Source organism: Staphylococcus pragensis (assembly GCF_004785665.1).
GTDB classification, from domain to species: Bacteria; Bacillota; Bacilli; order Staphylococcales; family Staphylococcaceae; genus Staphylococcus; species Staphylococcus pragensis.
Map to the genome: position 1 here is coordinate 17,327 of NZ_SRPJ01000006.1, position 17,983 is coordinate 35,309.

Genomic DNA, 17,983 nt, shown 5'->3' on the forward strand with positions numbered 1-17,983 from the left:
TAGGGGGATAGATGCGTGGATAAGTTAAGCGCAAGAGGACGTTTACTTATATTAATTTTAATCGATTCATTAATCGTAGCGTTCTCGGTTTTCATTTGTTATAACATTTTAGAACCTTTTTTCGACGGATACTCTAATAAAATTTTGATTCTAACAGCAATTATATTATTAATATCGCATCATGTTTTTGCATATATATTTAATTTATATCACCGAGCTTGGGAATATGCGAGCGTTAATGAATTACTACTTATTGTTGAGGCAGTGACTTGTTCAATTTTAATTACTATGGTTTTAGTGCCTATATTTACTGGCCACCCACCATTCTTCAGATTGTATTTAATAACTTGGATGATGCATTTAATTTTAATTGGTGGTTCACGTATTTCTTGGAGAGTTGCGCGTGGTTTTGTAGTTGGAAAACAAGAAAAGAAAAAGCCTACATTAGTTGTAGGTGCTGGGCGCGGGGGTTCATTATTAATTCGACAAATGTTAAGAAGTCCAGAAATGGGGTTAGAACCCGTTTTAGCGGTTGATGATGATCCTAAAAAGCGTAAATTAACTATAGCTGGAGGAGTTAAAGTACAAGGTACAATTAACGACATTCCTAATTTAGTAAATAGATTTAGAATTAAAAGAATAATTATTGCTATACCTACTCTTAAACCAGAACGTTTAAAAGAAATTAATAATATTTGTAATAGTACTGGTATTGAATTATTTAAAATGCCAAATATTGAACAAGTATTAGCTGGAGAACTCGAAGTTAATCAATTAAAACGAGTTGAGGTTGAAGATTTACTTGGCCGTGAGCCAGTAGAATTGGATATGGCAATGATTTCTAAAGAACTTACTCATAAAACAGTTATGGTTACAGGAGCCGGGGGTTCCATAGGTTCTGAAATATGTCGACAAGTTTGCAAGTTCCAACCAGAAAAAATTATTTTATTGGGACACGGAGAAAATAGTATTTATCTTATTCACCAAGAATTAACAAATATGTATAAAGATAAAATTGAAGTTATACCTATTATAGCGGATGTACAAAATGGAGATCGTATTCAAGAAGTAATGGATACATATAAACCATATGCTGTTTATCATGCAGCCGCACATAAACATGTTCCATTGATGGAATACAATCCTATAGAAGCATTCAAAAATAACGTATTAGGTACAAGAAATGTTGCAACTGCAGCTAAAAATGTAGGTGTAAGAAAGTTTGTAATGGTATCGACTGATAAAGCAGTTAATCCGCCAAATGTAATGGGTGCCTCTAAACGTGTAGCAGAAATGGTAGTCCAAAGTTTAAATGCTGAAAAATGTGTAACTGATTTTGTTGCTGTACGTTTCGGAAATGTTTTAGGATCCCGTGGTTCAGTAATTCCTTTATTTAAGAAACAAATTGCTGCAGGCGGACCGGTAACTGTAACACACCCAGATATGACTAGATATTTTATGACTATTCCAGAAGCATCAAGATTAGTACTTCAAGCGGGAGCCTTAGCGAAAGGTGGAGAAGTATTCGTATTAGATATGGGAGAACCAGTTAAAATTGTTGATTTAGCAAGAAACTTAATTAGACTCAGTGGGAAAACTGAAGAAGAAATTCCAATTAAGTTTAGTGGTATCAGACCAGGTGAAAAGATGTATGAAGAATTATTAAACGAAAACGAAATACATCCTGAACAAGTATACGAAAAAATCTACCGTGGTAAAGTAAGGGATTTCTCAAAAGAAGAAGTAGATGCGATTGTTAGTGATTTAGCAAATGACTTTAAAAAAGAAAAAATTATTAAGATAGCTAATGAATAGGAGAGTTAATATGTTTAAAGATAAAGTATTATTAATTACTGGTGGGACAGGATCATTCGGGAACGCTGTTATGGAAAGATTTCTAGACACAGATATTAAAGAAATTAGAGTGTTTTCAAGAGATGAAAAAAAACAAGATGATATGAGAAAGAAATATAATAACCCTAAATTAAAATTTTATTTAGGTGACGTTAGAGATTCTCATAGTGTAGAAACAGCGATGAGAGAAGTTGATTATGTATTTCATGCAGCTGCTCTTAAACAAGTCCCTTCATGCGAATTTTTCCCAATGGAAGCTGTCAAAACAAATATTATCGGTACAGAAAATGTTTTACAAAATGCGATACGTAATAATGTTAAAAAAGTGATTTGTTTATCAACAGATAAAGCTGCCTATCCTATTAATGCAATGGGAATTTCTAAATCAATGATGGAGAAAGTCTTCGTAGCTAAATCTAGAAATGTAGATAGCGATCAAACGTTAATTTGTGGTACGAGATATGGTAATGTGATGGCATCTAGAGGTTCAGTAATTCCATTGTTTATTGATAAAATTAAAGCAGGGGAACCATTAACAGTTACTGATCCAAATATGACTAGATTTTTAATGAGTTTAGAAGAAGCAGTTGAATTAGTTGTCCATGCATTTAAGCATGCTAAAACTGGCGATATTATGGTTCAAAAAGCACCAAGTTCAACTGTAGGAGACTTAGCAGAAGCGCTTCTACAATTATTTGAGGCTGATAATGAAATTAAAATTATCGGAACAAGACATGGTGAGAAAAAAGCAGAAACATTATTAACTAGAGAAGAATATGCTCAATGTGAAGATATGGGGGATTACTTCCGTGTACCAGCAGATTCTAGAGATTTAAACTACAGTAAATATTATGAAAATGGCAGTGAAAAAATTACAGAAGCTTATGAATACAACTCAGATAACACTAACATCTTAACTGTAGAAGAAATTAAAGAAAAATTGTTATCTTTAGAATATGTAAGAACTGAATTAAATAATTATAAAAAAGGTTAGGAGAGTTTATATTGAAAATCGTTATAACAGGCTCAAACGGATTTGTAGGTAAAAACCTTAAAGAAGATTTGAAAGCGACTACGGATAATGAAATTCTTGAAATAAATAGACAAACTAGCTCTGAAGATTTAAAAAAACACTTATTAGAAGCTAATTCAGTAGTACATTTAGCTGGAATTAACCGTCCTCAAAGAGAAGAAGAATTTAAAGAGGGTAACGTAGATTTCTTAAGCAAAGTTTTAGAAATTCTAAAAGAAAACCCGAAAAAACCAGATGTGATTTTATCATCTTCAATTCAAGCTGCTAACGATAATCCGTATGGAAATAGTAAACGACAAGGTGAAGATGTACTTGAACAATTTTCAAAAGAAAATGGTAATAAAGTATTAATTTATCGTTTACCTAATTTATTCGGTAAATGGTGTAAACCAAATTATAACTCAGTCATCGCAACGTTTTGCCATAAAATTGCTAGAGATGAAGAAATTCAAGTTAACGATGAAAATGTAGTTCTCCAATTAAATTATATTGATGATGTTATAAAAGAGTTTAAAAATGCCATTGATGGTCATCCAAATATTGAAGACGGAGAACCAAAAGTACCAAATGTCTTTGAAGTGAAACTAGGTAACATTGCTAAATTATTATATGAGTTTAAAGATATTGCGAATAAAAAATCATTACCTAATACTAAGGAGCCATTTGAGAAAGCATTATATAGTACATATTTAAGTTATCTTCCAGAAGATGGCTTTAGTTATCCATTAAAGATGAATGTTGATAATAGGGGTTCATTTACTGAGATTTTTAAGACGCCTGACAGAGGACAATTTTCAGTAAATATTTCTAAACCTGGCATAGTTAAGGGTAATCATTGGCATCATACTAAAAATGAAAAATTCTTAGTAGTATCTGGAAAAGGTGTAATACGCTTTAGAAAAATTGGAAGTAATGAAATAATTGAATATCATGTTTCTGGCGATAATCTAGAAGTAGTTGATATTCCAGTTGGTTACACACATAATATTGAAAACTTAGGTGATACTGACATGGTAACAATCATGTGGGTAAACGAAATCTTTGATCCAAATAATCCAGACACATACTTTTTGGAGGTCTAAATAATGAAAAAGTTAAAATTAATGACAATTGTTGGTACAAGACCAGAAATTATTAGATTGTCAGCAACAATTAAAGCTTGTGACAAATATTTTAATCAAGTATTAGTGCATACTGGGCAAAACTATGATTATACATTAAATCAAGTGTTCTTTGAGGATTTAGAATTAAGAGAGCCTGATCATTATTTAGAAGCTGTGGGTAGTCATTTAGGCGAAACTATGGGAAATATCTTGGCTAAATCATACGAAGTATTAGCTGAGGAACAACCAGATGCATTATTAATTTTAGGTGATACAAATAGTTGTTTAGCAGCAGTATCAGCAAAAAGACTTAAAATTCCTGTATTCCATATGGAAGCAGGTAATAGATGCTTTGACCAAAATGTACCTGAAGAAATTAATCGTAAAATTGTTGACCATGTAAGTGATGTGAACTTACCATACACAGAACATAGTAGACGTTACTTATTGGATGAAGGTTTCCAAAAACAAAATATTTTTGTTACTGGTTCACCTATGAAAGAAGTTTTAGATGAATATGCTTATAAAATTAATGAAAGCGATATTTTAAATAAATTAGAATTAGAATCTCAAAAATACATTTTAGTTTCAGCTCATCGTGAAGAAAATATTGATAATGAGAAAAATTTCTTATCATTAATGAATGCAATTAATGATATTGCTGAAAAATATCAAATTCCAGTTATTTATTCTACACACCCTAGAAGTTGGAAAAAAATTGAGGAAAGAAACTTTAAATTCCATCCATTAGTTAGACAATTAAAACCATTTGGTTTCTTTGATTATAATGCACTTCAAAAAAATGCATTTGTAGTTTTATCTGATAGCGGGACTTTATCTGAAGAATCATCAATTTTAAAATTCCCAGGAGTTTTAATACGTACTTCAACTGAAAGACCCGAAGTACTTGATAAAGGTACAGTAATTGTAGGTGGTATTTCATATGATAACCTTGTTCAATCTGTTGAATTAGCTAAATCTATGCAAGAAAATGATGAACCAATGATTGATGCTATTGATTATAAAGATACGAATGTATCAACTAAAGTGGTAAAAATCATCCAAAGTTACAAAGACATTATTAATCGTAATACTTGGAGAAAATCATGATTAATAAAGTATTAGGTTTATTAAAATCTCCATCTTCAAAAGAAAAAAATATAAGAGTTAATAGATTAGCTTACGTTAAAAATTCAACTTTTGAAGGAAATAATTATATAGACCGATTTTGTAAAATAAGAAATTCATCTATAGGGAAATATAGTTACATTGGTTTTGGTAGTGACTTTAATAATGTAGAGATTGGGAACTATTGCTCAATCTCTTCTGATGTAAAGATGGGCTTAGGAAAGCATCCAGTCGATTATTTCAGTAGTTCACCGGTATTTTATTCGAATAATAATCCTTTTGGAACTAAAGAAGCATATTTAAAATTCGATGAAAATCCTAAAAAAACAATTATTGAACATGATGTTTGGATTGGAGCTAACGTTATTATTCTTGATGGAGTAAGAATCGGAACCGGAGCTATAGTAGCCACAGGCTCTGTAGTTACAAAAGATATTGCTCCTTATGAAGTCGTAGGTGGGGTGCCTGCAAAGATAATAAAAAAAAGATTTGATGAAGATACTATCGCCCAGTTACTTGAAAGCAAATGGTGGACTATGAATCCTAAAACTTTAAAAAACGAAAACTTTACTCTAAATAATTTAAAAGTTTCAAAGGAATAGGAAGAGATTAATGAAAATTTTAAATATAGTATCTAGTAACATTGTTCAAGACCCTAGAATTTTGAAACAAATGGAAACTATTAAAAATATTACTAACACTCATTTAATGGTTGGTATGAATAATAAAAATGTTACTGAAGAGCGTTTAAAAAATTTAGATTTTAAATATAAATTGCTTGGAGAAAAAAGTGATAACAATTCAATCTTTAGTAAATTGTTAAAGAGAATAAATTTTGCCAGAGGAGTTATTAGACAAATTAAAAGATATAAACCTGATGTTATTCATGCAAATGATTTTGACGTATTATTAATGGTTTATTTAAGTGGTTATAAAAAGGCGAATATCATTTTTGATGCGCATGAAATTTATGCAAAAAATTCTTTTATCAATAAATTTTCAATTATTTCTAAAACTGTTGAAATAATTGAAAAGTTCATAATTGATAAAAGAGTAAATTCATTTATAACTGTTAGTCATGCTGCAAAATTATACTATGAAAAAAAAGGCTATAAAAAAACCCCGTATGTTATAACTAATGCGCCTATTATTAAAGAAAATAGGGTTTTTGAGGAAAAAGAAAAGATAAATGAAATAGTATATCAAGGCCAAATAGTAGCTAATAGAGGATATGAAGAATTTGTAAAAGCTGCTACATATCATAGAGATGGACCCTTATATATAGTAAGAGGATTTGGTCCATTAGAGAGTGAGATTAAGCATTTAATTGAAAGTACAAATGCTCATGCTAAAATCGATGATCCTGTTGAAGTGAAAGAATTAGTAGATAAATTAACTGAAAGTGATATCGGTGTAGTACTTACTAAGCCAATATCTATTAATTATGAATATACTGTATCTAATAAAATATTTGAATGTATACATGCTGGTCTTCCAGTGATATTATCCCCTGTAAAAGAGCATCATTATCTCAATAATGAATATAATTTCGGGATAGTTATTGAAGAAGTTACACCACAAAATATTTTTGAAGCAGTTCAAAGCTTAATAAATGATAAAAGTTTGTATAATAAACTAAGAAAAAATGCAATTGAGGCTTCTCAAAAATTGAATTGGCAAAATGAAAGCAAAAAATTAGTTGAATTGTATAGAAAATCAGTTTAGTGAAAGAAGGAGTAGAATGAAATATTTTATGCTATGCTCAATAATAAGTATGAACTTATTTATTGTAGTATCAACTTTATTTAGCCAAGTCTTTCACTTAAATATAATTATGTTGTATTATCCAGTCATGATTTTAGTAACAGTTGGTACTATTGGATATTGTATATTTAATATACTATTATCTAAAAAACTTCCTATTGGAGTAATAGTATTATTAACAATATCTATTCTGATTTTAATAGCGTATTTTGTATCGCCACATAATTCGGAAAGATTATCCAAAAATACTATAAGATTTTTTATATTATGGTGTGTTAGTGCCTCAATAGCTGGTATTTACATTAAAAGTATCTCTAGAAAAAAAGTGGAAAGTTTTTTTAAGATAATATTTATTATTTTTTCAATGACGTTTTTATTTGTAATCTTAATTCCATATTTACTTGGTAAATTACCTACTCCAGTAGTTTTTGGGTTAATGAATTATCAAAATGCGTCATACATATCTGCATTTACTGTTGGATTAGGATGTTATCTTATTTTAAAAGGCGATTTAAAGCACAGAAATTTTTATGTTTTTATGACAATTATTACATTTCCTTCTGTTTTTATCCCTGGAGGTAGAGGAGGAGCAATTCTATTAATACTTTACTCTCTATTAACAATTGTACTTATAACATTTAAAAGAAATATCTCTTTTTATCTTAAAATCGCAATTTACACGGTAGCTTTTTTAGCTAGTGCTGCATTACTAATTTTTGTTAGTAATGGAGATAATAGGACTTTTTCTTATATAAAAAACGGTAGCTTTGATATTAATGGAACTTCTGGCAGAGGACCAATCTATGAAATGAGTTTACATTATATTTCTGAAAAACCATTAATAGGGTATGGCCCATTTAATTATTATCATTTGATTGATAATATACCACACAATATTGTTTTAGAAATGTTATTATCGTATGGATTTCTAGGACTAATAATTTTAGTTTTTCTAATAATTTTAGTTCTTATAAAATTCTTTACTCATTACGATAAAAACTCAATAGACTTATTAGTCGTTTTTATTACTATTTACCCTATAACAATGTTAATGTTTAGTACAAATTATTTAGTAGTGGGTGAATTATGGTTTGCTGTATTTTACTTTTTAACTAAGGAACGGAATCAAAATGTCTAAGAAATTATTTATAATCGACACTTTAAAAACTATTTCAAGTTCGTTATTGATTGCACTAGGCTTACAATTTATTTCTTATCCATTTATTCATAGAATACTTGGTGATAAAAGTTTTGGACAAATACTAACAATATACACAATAATCACTATTAGTAGTGTAGTTCTAGGAAATACGCTTAATAATATTCGATTAATTAATGTCGATTATTATTCCGCTGATTATTACTATTCGAAGTTTCGCAAAGTATTACACATTTCAGTATTAATTGAAACATTAATTTTGTTCATTATTTTTCAATTGTTTTTTAATTTAGGGATTTTAGAAACAATATTAATATTAGTAGTTAACTATTTGATGTGCTTAAGAGTATACTTAAATGTCTTTTTTAGAATGAAGCTTGATTACAATAAAATATTGTATGTTGCTATTATTCAATTTGTAGGTATGATGATTGGACTTTTAATCTTTTTCTTAATTCATTATTGGGTTCTTATATTTTTAGTTAGTGAATCTTTCGCTCTATTATATACATTTTATGAGTTGAGAAAGGTTAAAGCTAAATCTCAAGATTCTAATTCAAAGCCAATAGTAAAAGACTTTATTATGTTATTTAGTACAAATGGCCTAAATAATATTAATTTGTATTTAGATCGTTTAATAATTTTGCCAATTATTGGAGGGAAAGCTGTAACATTAGCCTTTTTAGCAACATTTATTGGGAAAATGTTAGCTACGTTTATGTCTCCAATTAATAATGTACTATTATCTTATATCTCAGTAAATTCTAACTTAAATAAGTTTAAGCAATACGTTAATGTAAACCTCATTAGTTTTGCAGCTATGCTAATAGTATTGATAATAAGTTATCCATTAACTATCTTTGTAGTTTCTAAATTATATCAAACAGATGTAAATAATATTAAAAGCTTTATTATTATAGGAAATTTGGGTGTTTTAATTAATTCAGTTACTATAGCTATACAAGCTCTTAATACGCGATATGCATCAATTACAAAACAAGCTAATTACATAGGTGTGCATACTGTTATTTACATTTTGTTAAGTATATTCTTTACTAATATTTATGGCTTGGCAGGCTTTTTTGGAACAATGCTTATTTTAAATTTAATTAAATTTCTAGTATTAAATACAATTGGTTTTAGAAATGCAAAAAAGAGCACAGTTTAATAAATTTATTTTAAAATTTTACATGTAATAAACACACAAAATACACTTTAAATATGGAGGATTTGAAATTGAAATTAACAGTAGTAGGATTAGGATATATTGGATTACCGACTTCAATTATGTTTGCAAAACACGGTGTAGATGTATTAGGTGTAGATATTAACCAAAAGACAATTGACAGTTTACAAAATGGTAGGGTGAATATTGAAGAACCAGGACTACAAGAAGTTTTTGAAGAAGTACTTGACAAAGGAAAATTAAAAATATCAACTAAACCGGCAGAAGCCGATGCTTTCATCATTTCAGTTCCAACACCAAATAATGATGATGAGTATGAATCTTGTGATATATCAATTGTATTAAGTGCAGTAAATAGCATTCTTCCTTCTCTAAAAAAAGGAGATACGATTATTGTCGAGTCTACAATTGCACCACGTACAATGGATGATCATGTAAAACCTCTTATTGAAAAAGAAGGATTTACTATTGGTGAAGACGTTTATTTAGTTCATTGTCCAGAACGTGTTTTACCAGGAAAAATTTTAGAGGAATTAGTGTACAACAATCGAATTATTGGTGGTGTCACTCAAAACTGTGTTGAAGCAGGTAAACGTGTATATAGTACTTTTGTAAAGGGAGAAATGATTGAAACGAATGCGCGTACTGCTGAAATGAGTAAACTAATGGAAAATACTTATCGTGATTTAAATATCTCATTGGCTAATGAATTAACTAAAATTAGTAATAATTTAGGTATTAATGTTTTAGATGTTATTGAAATGGCTAATAAACATCCACGTGTAAATATTCATTCTCCAGGGCCAGGAGTTGGGGGACACTGTTTAGCAGTGGATCCATATTTCATCATTGCTAAAGATCCTGAAAACTCACCATTAATTCAAACTGGACGAAAAATTAACCGTTCTATGCCTAAATATGTAGTTGAAAATGTTAAACGTATTTTATCAGAAATAAATAATCCTAAAGTTACAGTGTTTGGTCTAACATATAAAGGGGATGTAGATGATATTCGCGAATCACCAGCATTTGATATTTATAAATTATTACAGGAAGAAAATCTAGAAGTAACTGCTTATGATCCACACGTAGAATTAGATTTTGTAGAAAAAGATATTAAAAAAGCAACTAAAGATTCATCACTTGTTTTAATACTTACTGACCATTCAGAATTTAAATCGTTTGATGATAGTGAATTTGAAAATATGAAAAATAAAATCATTTTTGATACAAAAAATGTTGTTAAGTCTAAATTTGATAAGGTTTCTTACTTTAATTATGGCAATTTATATGAAACTAAAAATATTGAACTAAAAAAGTAATTTAGTATAACAGTTACAATATTCAATATGTAAGGGGTATAAAATGAAGAAAATAATGACTATTTTTGGAACTCGTCCTGAAGCAATCAAGATGGCGCCTTTAGTAAAAGAGTTAGAAAAAAATGAAAATCTTGAACCAATTGTTGTAATTACTGCTCAACATAGAGAGATGTTGGATAGTGTATTGCAAATTTTTGATGTTAAACCCGATCATGACTTAAATATTATGAAAGCAAACCAAACTTTAGCTGAACTTACATCCAGAATTACCACTAAATTAGATGAAGTAATAAAAAAAGAACAACCAGACATGGTACTAGTTCATGGAGATACAACTTCTACATTTGTAGGTGGATTAACTGCATTTTATAATCAAACGCCTATAGGTCATGTTGAAGCGGGATTAAGAACGTGGAATAAGTATTCACCATTCCCCGAGGAAATGAATCGAGTTATGGTAGGAAATCTAGCAGATTTGAATTTTGCACCAACTAATAATGCTGCAGATAATTTGAGAAATGAAAATAAATCTGATGAAAGTATTGTAGTTACTGGTAATACTGCCATTGATGCAATGAAGACAACTATTAAAGAAGATTATCATTCAGATATTCTTCAAAAACATAGTGATAAGAAAATTATTTTATTAACAGCTCACAGAAGAGAAAATACTGGAGAACCAATGCATAATATTTTCAAAGCAGTGAAACGACTAGTGGATGAATATGAAGATATTGTAGTGGTTTATCCTATGCATAAAAATCCTAAAGTTAGAGATATTGCTAGTAAGTATTTAGAAAATCATTCGAGAATTGAGCTTATTGAACCGCTCGATGTAGTAGATTTTCATAATTTCGCAAATCAATCTCATTTAATACTGACTGATTCAGGCGGCGTACAAGAAGAAGCCCCTTCTCTAGGTAAACCAGTATTAGTATTACGAGATACAACTGAACGTCCTGAAGGTGTTCAAGCTGGTACCCTAAAAGTAATTGGTACTGATTTTAAGTCAGTTTTAGAAGAAACAAGAAACTTATTAGAGAATAAAGATGAATATTTAAAAATGAGCAAAGCTAGCAACCCTTATGGTGATGGTAAAGCTTCAAAACGTATTTGTGAAAATATTGAATATTATTTTAAATTAAGAGCAGATAAGCCAACCTCTTTTTAAATAAATAGATACATTTCTATACTAAGAAATTAGTATGGAAGTGTATTTATCTAAAATTTTTAGGAGAGATAATATGAAAAGTGCGATTTTTTTGACTATCAAAGAAATGGACAGTATAAATGAAACAGGAATTTATCATGATTTTATAAATGAGTTAGGTAAATACTATGATAAAGTTTTAGTTGTATCCCCAATACAAAGAAGAAATAAAAGTAAAACTCATATTAAAGAATTTAAAAATATAAATATTTTAAGAGTTAAAATTCCTAATATTACAAAAACGAATGTAATTGAAAAAGGAATAAGTACAGTATTAATTGAAAGTTTATATGATAAAGCCTTAAAAAAATTTTATAGTAAAGAGAATTTTGACACAATATTTTATTCTACTCCACCTATTACGTTTCCAAACCTAATTAGTAATTTGAAAAAACGTAATAATGCTACCACATATTTAATGTTGAAAGATATTTTCCCACAAAATGCTATAGATTTAAATATGTTTAAGAAAACTAGTCCTTTTTATAGCTTTTTCAGAATTAAAGAGAAAAAAACTTATAGAATTTCTGATTATATAGGTGTTATGTCTCCGAAGAATAAAGAATTCATACTTAAACATAATAAATTTATTGATAAAAATAAAGTTCATATATTTAGAAACGCGTTATATGATACTTCAAAAGAAATTGAAATTAATAAAGAGAAATTATATACCAAGTACAACTTAAATACTAATAAAGTAACATTCATTTATGGAGGAAATTTGGGAGCTCCACAAGGAGCAGAAAATATTAAAGAAGTAATAAAAAACTTTAATAAAGTTGAAAATGGGCAATTGGTTATTGTCGGAAGTGGAACAAAATTTGCTGAAATACAAAATTATGGAGAAAAAATTGATAATGTCCATATTTTTAATCAATTACCAAAAAATGATTACGATGAACTGTTAAAAGTTAGCGATGTAGGTTTAATCTTCTTAGATAAGAGATTTACTATACCTAATTATCCTTCTAGATTATCAAGTTATTTGATGTTAAGTAAACCAATATTAGCTATGACTGATCCTAACACAGATATTGGCTTAGAAATAGTGAATAATCAATGTGGCTATTGGATTAATGATGGCAACGTTGATAATTTTATCGATAAAGCTGTCGAGATTTCTAATAATCATGAGTTACGAACAAAGATGGGTAATAATTCCAAATTAATGTTCAACAATTATTTTAAAATTGAAAACAACGTAAAAAATATGATGGACTTTATTTATCGTTATTAAAGTTTGCGAGGTGTAAAAATGTTAAAAAGATTACTAGATATATCAGTAAGTTCAATAGGATTAATTATTTCCGCGCCAATTACATTGACTACTGCTATACTTATCTCAAAAAAACTAGGAAAACCTGTACTGTTTAAACAGATACGACCAGGAATAAATGGTAAACCTTTTGAAATCTACAAATTTAGAACAATGACTGATGCAAGAGATGAAAAAGGTCAATTGCTTCCTAATTCTGAAAGGATGACGGATTTTGGGAGATTAGTAAGAAAAACAAGCATCGATGAAATTCCACAACTTATTAATGTTTTAAAAGGTGATATAAGTTTAGTGGGTCCTAGACCTTTGTTAATGGAATATTTATCTCTTTACAATGAAGAACAAAAAAAACGTCACGATGTTAAACCTGGTATAACAGGTTGGGCCCAAATAAATGGTAGAAATGCTATTTCTTGGGAACAAAAATTTAAATTGGACGTATTATACGTCGAAAATCAATCTCTAAAATTGGATATTTATATACTTTATAAAACAATTTTAAATGTTTTAAAAAGAAAAGACATAAATGCAAGTGAGACAGTTTCTATGAAGAGATTTGAGGGAAATAAAAAATGAAAAAAGTGATATTAATAGGTAATGGGGGACATTCTAAAGTTATAGCAGATATTATTAAATTATCTGATGATTGTAAGCTTTGTGGTTATTTAGATCAAAAATTTGAACATAAAGAAGTTTCTAATGGATTAATATATGATAGTATCAGTAATTTTAAAAAATATGTAAAAGAATATCATTTTTTTATTGCAATAGGGAATAACAAAATTAGAAAAAAGATTTATGAAACTTTAAACTTGCCTAAAGAAAAGTATGTAACCTTAATTCATCCATCTGTTGTCATAGGTTCAGATGTACATATAGGTCATGGCACTGTTGTTATGGGAAATGCGGTTATTAATGCTAGTACAAATATTGGTAATCAATGCATTATAAATACATTAGCAAGTGTAGGACATGATATTAATATAAATGATTTTGTCCATATCTCTCCAAACTCAACTCTTACTGGAGGATCAATAATCAATGAAGGTACACAAATTGGAGCTGGTGCTTGCCTAATTCCATGTATACAAATTGGTAAAAATTGTTTAGTTGGAGCTGGTGCTACAGTGGTGAACAATGTTCCAGATAATAAATTAGTCGTAGGCAGTCCAGCGAAAGTGAAAAAAGAAATCTAATGACTAATATTTGTTAGTAATAATAAACTTTTCGAATATAAAATATAATGAATTTAGATTTAAGGAGTAGATTTGAATGGAAAATGAAAGAATCTTTTTATCAAGACCTCACATGGGAGGTACAGAACTTGATTATATCCATGATGCATTTGAAAAAAATTGGGTAGCACCTTTAGGAGAAAATGTAACTGAATTTGAAAATAGCGTAAAAAATTACACTGGAATTAAATCTGCTTTAGCATTGACAAGCGGAACAGCTGCTATTCATTTAGCTTTAATTGAGAGTGGTGTACGAAAAGGTGATGTTGTATTTTGTAGTTCATTAACTTTTAGTGCTTCGGCTAATCCAATAATTTATCAAGATGCTATACCTGTCTTTATTGATTCAGATATGGATACTTGGAACATGTCACCTATAGCTTTGCGTAAAGCGTTTGAGAAATATGCTGAAAGAGGCATCAAACCTAAAGCTGTAGTATCTGTTAATCTATATGGTCAATCTGCTAAAATGGATGAAATTAAAGAGATTTGTGATCAATATGGTTCAATTCTTATTGAAGACGCTGCAGAATCACTTGGCGCAGAATATAAAGGAAAAAAAAGTGGTACTTTTGGTAAATTTGGTATTTACTCATTTAATGGTAATAAAATTATAACTACTAGTGGTGGAGGTATGCTAATTTCTAATGATGAAAAAAGCATAGCACATGCGTTATTCTTATCAACCCAGTCAAGAGATAAAGCCTTACATTATCAACATAGCGAATTAGGCTTTAATTATCGATTAAGTAATATTTCTGCAGGAATAGGTAGAGGACAAATGGAAATTTTAGATCAACGTGTTAAACGTCGACGTGAAATTTTCGATAAATATAATAAAGCATTTGGTGACATTGATGGTTTTAAATTCCAACCTGAATTACCTAATTCTAGGTCAAATCGTTGGTTAACAGCTTTAACAATTGATGAAAGTAAAACAAATTTCACCGCATTAAAATTAATAGAAACATTGCTAGAAAATAATATTGAAGCACGTCCAGTTTGGAAACCAATGCACTTGCAACCATATTTTGAGTCTTATGATTATATTGCTGAAAACAAGGATAATAGTGCATATTTATTTGAACATGGAGTATGTTTACCTTCAGGTTCTGATATAACGAATGAACAACAAGAACGCGTAATTGAAATAATTAAAAGTTTATAAAAAGAGTGATGATAAATGAAGAAAAAATCAACAGCTTTTAAAGTAATTATTACAATTTTAATTGTATTAATTGTTCTTATTATTGCTGCAGGAATATTTGTTTTTTCGAAACTTCATTCATTGAACAATTCTATTAATCACCCTCTTAATAGAGATCATTCCCAACTAAGACAGAAATCATTAAAAGATGGGGACCCAATGACAGTAGTGCTTTATGGTATTGATGATGATTCTAGACGACATCAAGAAAATATGGGTCAAAGAAGTGATTCGATTGTATTAATGTCTATTAATCCTAAAGATAAAAAAACTGTAATGGTAAGTGTACCCAGAGATACGCGAGCTGAAATGGTAGGTAGAAATACTACTGAAAAGATTAATCATGCTTATGCTTACGGTGGACCCAAAATGGCTGTTAATTCATTGGAAAAATTAATGAATGTACCAGTAGATCATTACATAGCTATAAATATGGATGGTGTTAAAACAGTAGTTGATGAAATAGGTGGAGTGACTGTAGCAAGTAATGCAACGTTTAATACTACAGATTCAAAAAAAGACTACAAATTTGAACAAGGTAAAGAATATAATATGGATGGAGAAGAAGCTTTAGCATATATGAGAAGTCGTAAAGATGAAGGGGCTGGAGGAGACGAAGGTCGTCAATTACGTCAGCAACAAGTCATTACTGCAGTAGCTAAAGAAGCATTCTCAATTAACTCTATTACTAAATTAAATGGTATCTTTAAAGCAGCTCAAGATAACTTGAAAACTGACTTAAGCTTTGTACAGTTAAATAGTTTCAAATCTGATTACGACAAAGCTCAAGATAATGTTGAACGTTTAACAATTGACGGGCAAAATAAAGTTGGCGACGATGGATTATATTACTTCTATCCAGATAAAAATAGCATGAATGAAGTTGAAAAGAAAATTAAAGACAATTTAGAAATTAACTAAACATCAAAGAGTGCTTTATCCGATAGTGGATGAAGCACTTTTTTGATATATATAAACTAAAAACAGGCGCTCTCACATAAGAGAGCGCCTGTTTCAATATGAAATATTATTGGTTTTGTTGGCTTGCTACGTCATTTGCGAAGAAGTCGAAGATGTTTTTAGCGCTTTGAGTGTTGTCCATGTTACCAGCGAATTTATCTTCACCAGGACCGTGTGCGTAAGTGTTTACGTCTTCACCTGTGTGGCCGTATGTAGTCCAACCAGTGTGAGATTCATCGTTAATTGGTTTTTGGATAGCATCTTGTAATTTTGTAGTTGCTTCAGCGACTTTAGGGTCTTTGTCGTCTTTAGCATTAGCTTTAGCATCTTTTAATTCTTTCGCCGCTTCTTTAACTTTATCTAATTGGTCACTAGGGAAGTCGATTCCATAACCATCATTGATAACTTGTTCAGGGTCTTTACCTTCAGCAATTTGTTTTGTCATGTAGCTACCAGAGTGTTTCATTTTATGAATTGCTTCAGGATTCCAAACGTAGTCTTTACCTTTAGCGATTGATAAACCACCAGTTGAGTGGTCAGCTGTAGCAACAACTAAAGTATCTTTATGTGTATTTGCGTAATCGATAGCGTTTTGGAAAGCTTTTTCGAAACCGCTCATTTCTGACATAACACCAGTGATGTCGTTAGGGTGGCCAGATTTGTCGATTGACGCACCTTCTACCATTAAGAAGAAGCCTTTGTTATTTTTTTCTAATTTAGATAATGCACTATTTTCCATATCAACTAATAATGGATTTTCTTGAGGTGCATCGATTTGTAATGGCATATCTTTTTCAGAGAATAAACCTAATACTTGATCGCTTTGAGAGTTTGCTAATTCATCTTTATTAGTGACATAATCGTAACCGTCTTGTTGGAATTTCTCAGTTAAGTTACCATTTTCTTTACCGAAGTATTTAGAACCGCCACCTAAGATAACGTCTGCTTTGTGTTGGCCATTAATTTTATCGTTAAAGAATTGTTGAGCGATTTCATCTTTTTTATCACGGCTATCAACGTGAGCTGCATAAACAGCTGGAGTAGCATCAGTTACTTCGGCTGTTGTAACGATACCAGTTGATTTACCATCTTCTTTAGCTTGTTCTAATACAGATTTAACAGGATTTTTATTAGTGTCTACTGAGATAGCACCGTTATAAGTTTTGTGACCAGTTGCGAAAGCAGTACCACCTGCAGCTGAGTCAGTTACGTTTTCTTTAGGGTCGTCTGGATTTGTACGGTTTGTACCTTTTAAATATTTATCGAATGCAGTTTGATCTAATTCTTTAGTGTCTGGGTTATCTGCGAAATAACGGTAAGCTGAGTTATAAGAAGGTCCCATACCATCGCCAACCATGAAGATAACGTTTTTAGGATTTTCAGTGTTACCAAACGCGACAGCGCCATTTTCACCTTGTTGACCTTGATTTCCTTCACCCGCACCAGATGCGAATGAAACATGTGTAGTTCCCAATACAGAAGCAGCTAAAATTGAACCTGCAACAGTAGTTTTACCAAATTTGTTGATGAAACTCATTTTTAA

At 30.0% G+C, this 17,983-nt stretch carries 16 protein-coding genes; 15 read left to right on the forward strand and 1 reads right to left on the reverse strand.

Annotated elements, in window-relative coordinates; all coding sequences use genetic code 11:
• Positions 1-15 precede the first annotated feature (15 nt).
• The 15 genes from E2558_RS09775 (at position 16) to E2558_RS09845 (ending at position 16,401) form a co-directional block, all read left to right on the forward strand.
• On the forward strand, positions 16-1,815 hold the full coding sequence (locus E2558_RS09775) for a polysaccharide biosynthesis protein (RefSeq protein ID WP_126565719.1): 1,800 nt from the start codon (positions 16-18) through the stop codon (positions 1,813-1,815).
• A gap of 10 nt (positions 1,816-1,825) precedes the next feature.
• A complete protein-coding gene (locus E2558_RS09780; RefSeq protein WP_126565718.1) occupies positions 1,826-2,848 on the forward strand; it encodes a nucleoside-diphosphate sugar epimerase/dehydratase in 1,023 nt (340 codons plus the stop codon).
• An 11-nt stretch (positions 2,849-2,859) separates the two neighbouring features.
• Positions 2,860-3,969: a polysaccharide biosynthesis C-terminal domain-containing protein gene (locus E2558_RS09785; RefSeq protein ID WP_126565717.1), complete on the forward strand. Its 1,110-nt coding sequence runs from the start codon at positions 2,860-2,862 to the stop codon at positions 3,967-3,969.
• Between the two features lie 3 nt (positions 3,970-3,972).
• A complete protein-coding gene (gene wecB, locus E2558_RS09790) occupies positions 3,973-5,100 on the forward strand; it encodes a non-hydrolyzing UDP-N-acetylglucosamine 2-epimerase (RefSeq protein WP_126565716.1) in 1,128 nt (375 codons plus the stop codon).
• On the forward strand, positions 5,097-5,720 hold the full coding sequence (locus E2558_RS09795; protein ID WP_126565715.1) for a CatB-related O-acetyltransferase: 624 nt from the start codon (positions 5,097-5,099) through the stop codon (positions 5,718-5,720). Before wecB (E2558_RS09790) ends, E2558_RS09795 begins: the two co-directional genes overlap by 4 nt.
• Before the next feature lie 10 nt (positions 5,721-5,730).
• Entirely contained in the window at positions 5,731-6,843 is a 1,113-nt protein-coding gene (locus E2558_RS09800) for a glycosyltransferase (protein ID WP_126565714.1), read from the forward strand.
• Positions 6,844-6,859: 16 nt separating this feature from the next.
• Positions 6,860-8,020 carry an O-antigen ligase family protein gene (locus tag E2558_RS09805; RefSeq protein WP_126565713.1) on the forward strand — a complete coding sequence of 387 codons (1,161 nt, stop codon included), beginning with the start codon at positions 6,860-6,862 and terminating at the stop codon, positions 8,018-8,020.
• Entirely contained in the window at positions 8,013-9,209 is a 1,197-nt protein-coding gene (locus E2558_RS09810) for a capsular biosynthesis protein (RefSeq protein ID WP_126565712.1), read from the forward strand. The genes E2558_RS09805 and E2558_RS09810 overlap by 8 nt, the downstream gene beginning before the upstream one ends.
• Positions 9,210-9,277: 68 nt before the next feature.
• Positions 9,278-10,549, forward strand: coding sequence for a nucleotide sugar dehydrogenase (locus E2558_RS09815; protein ID WP_126565711.1), 1,272 nt, complete (start codon positions 9,278-9,280; stop codon positions 10,547-10,549).
• Between the two features lie 43 nt (positions 10,550-10,592).
• Positions 10,593-11,720, forward strand: coding sequence for a non-hydrolyzing UDP-N-acetylglucosamine 2-epimerase (gene wecB / locus E2558_RS09820; RefSeq protein ID WP_126565710.1), 1,128 nt, complete (start codon positions 10,593-10,595; stop codon positions 11,718-11,720).
• A gap of 73 nt (positions 11,721-11,793) precedes the next feature.
• Complete coding sequence (locus tag E2558_RS09825; RefSeq protein WP_168210241.1) at positions 11,794-12,999, forward strand: glycosyltransferase family 4 protein; 1,206 nt, start codon at positions 11,794-11,796, stop codon at positions 12,997-12,999.
• Positions 13,000-13,017: 18 nt separating this feature from the next.
• On the forward strand, positions 13,018-13,614 hold the full coding sequence (locus tag E2558_RS09830; RefSeq protein WP_126565708.1) for a sugar transferase: 597 nt from the start codon (positions 13,018-13,020) through the stop codon (positions 13,612-13,614).
• The gene (locus tag E2558_RS09835; RefSeq protein WP_126565707.1) at positions 13,611-14,234 is read left to right on the forward strand and encodes an acetyltransferase; all 624 of its coding nucleotides are present in this window, start codon (positions 13,611-13,613) and stop codon (positions 14,232-14,234) included. The genes E2558_RS09830 and E2558_RS09835 overlap by 4 nt, the downstream gene beginning before the upstream one ends.
• A gap of 76 nt (positions 14,235-14,310) precedes the next feature.
• Complete coding sequence (locus E2558_RS09840; RefSeq protein WP_126565706.1) at positions 14,311-15,441, forward strand: DegT/DnrJ/EryC1/StrS family aminotransferase; 1,131 nt, start codon at positions 14,311-14,313, stop codon at positions 15,439-15,441.
• Between the two features lie 15 nt (positions 15,442-15,456).
• Positions 15,457-16,401, forward strand: a complete 945-nt coding sequence (locus E2558_RS09845; protein ID WP_126565705.1) for an LCP family protein — start codon at positions 15,457-15,459, stop codon at positions 16,399-16,401.
• Positions 16,402-16,507: 106 nt separating this feature from the next.
• Here the strand turns inward: E2558_RS09845 and E2558_RS09850 are convergent, their stop codons facing one another.
• The gene (locus tag E2558_RS09850) at positions 16,508-17,977 is read right to left on the reverse strand and encodes an alkaline phosphatase (RefSeq protein ID WP_126565704.1); all 1,470 of its coding nucleotides are present in this window, start codon (positions 17,975-17,977) and stop codon (positions 16,508-16,510) included.
• Positions 17,978-17,983: the final 6 nt, after the last annotated feature.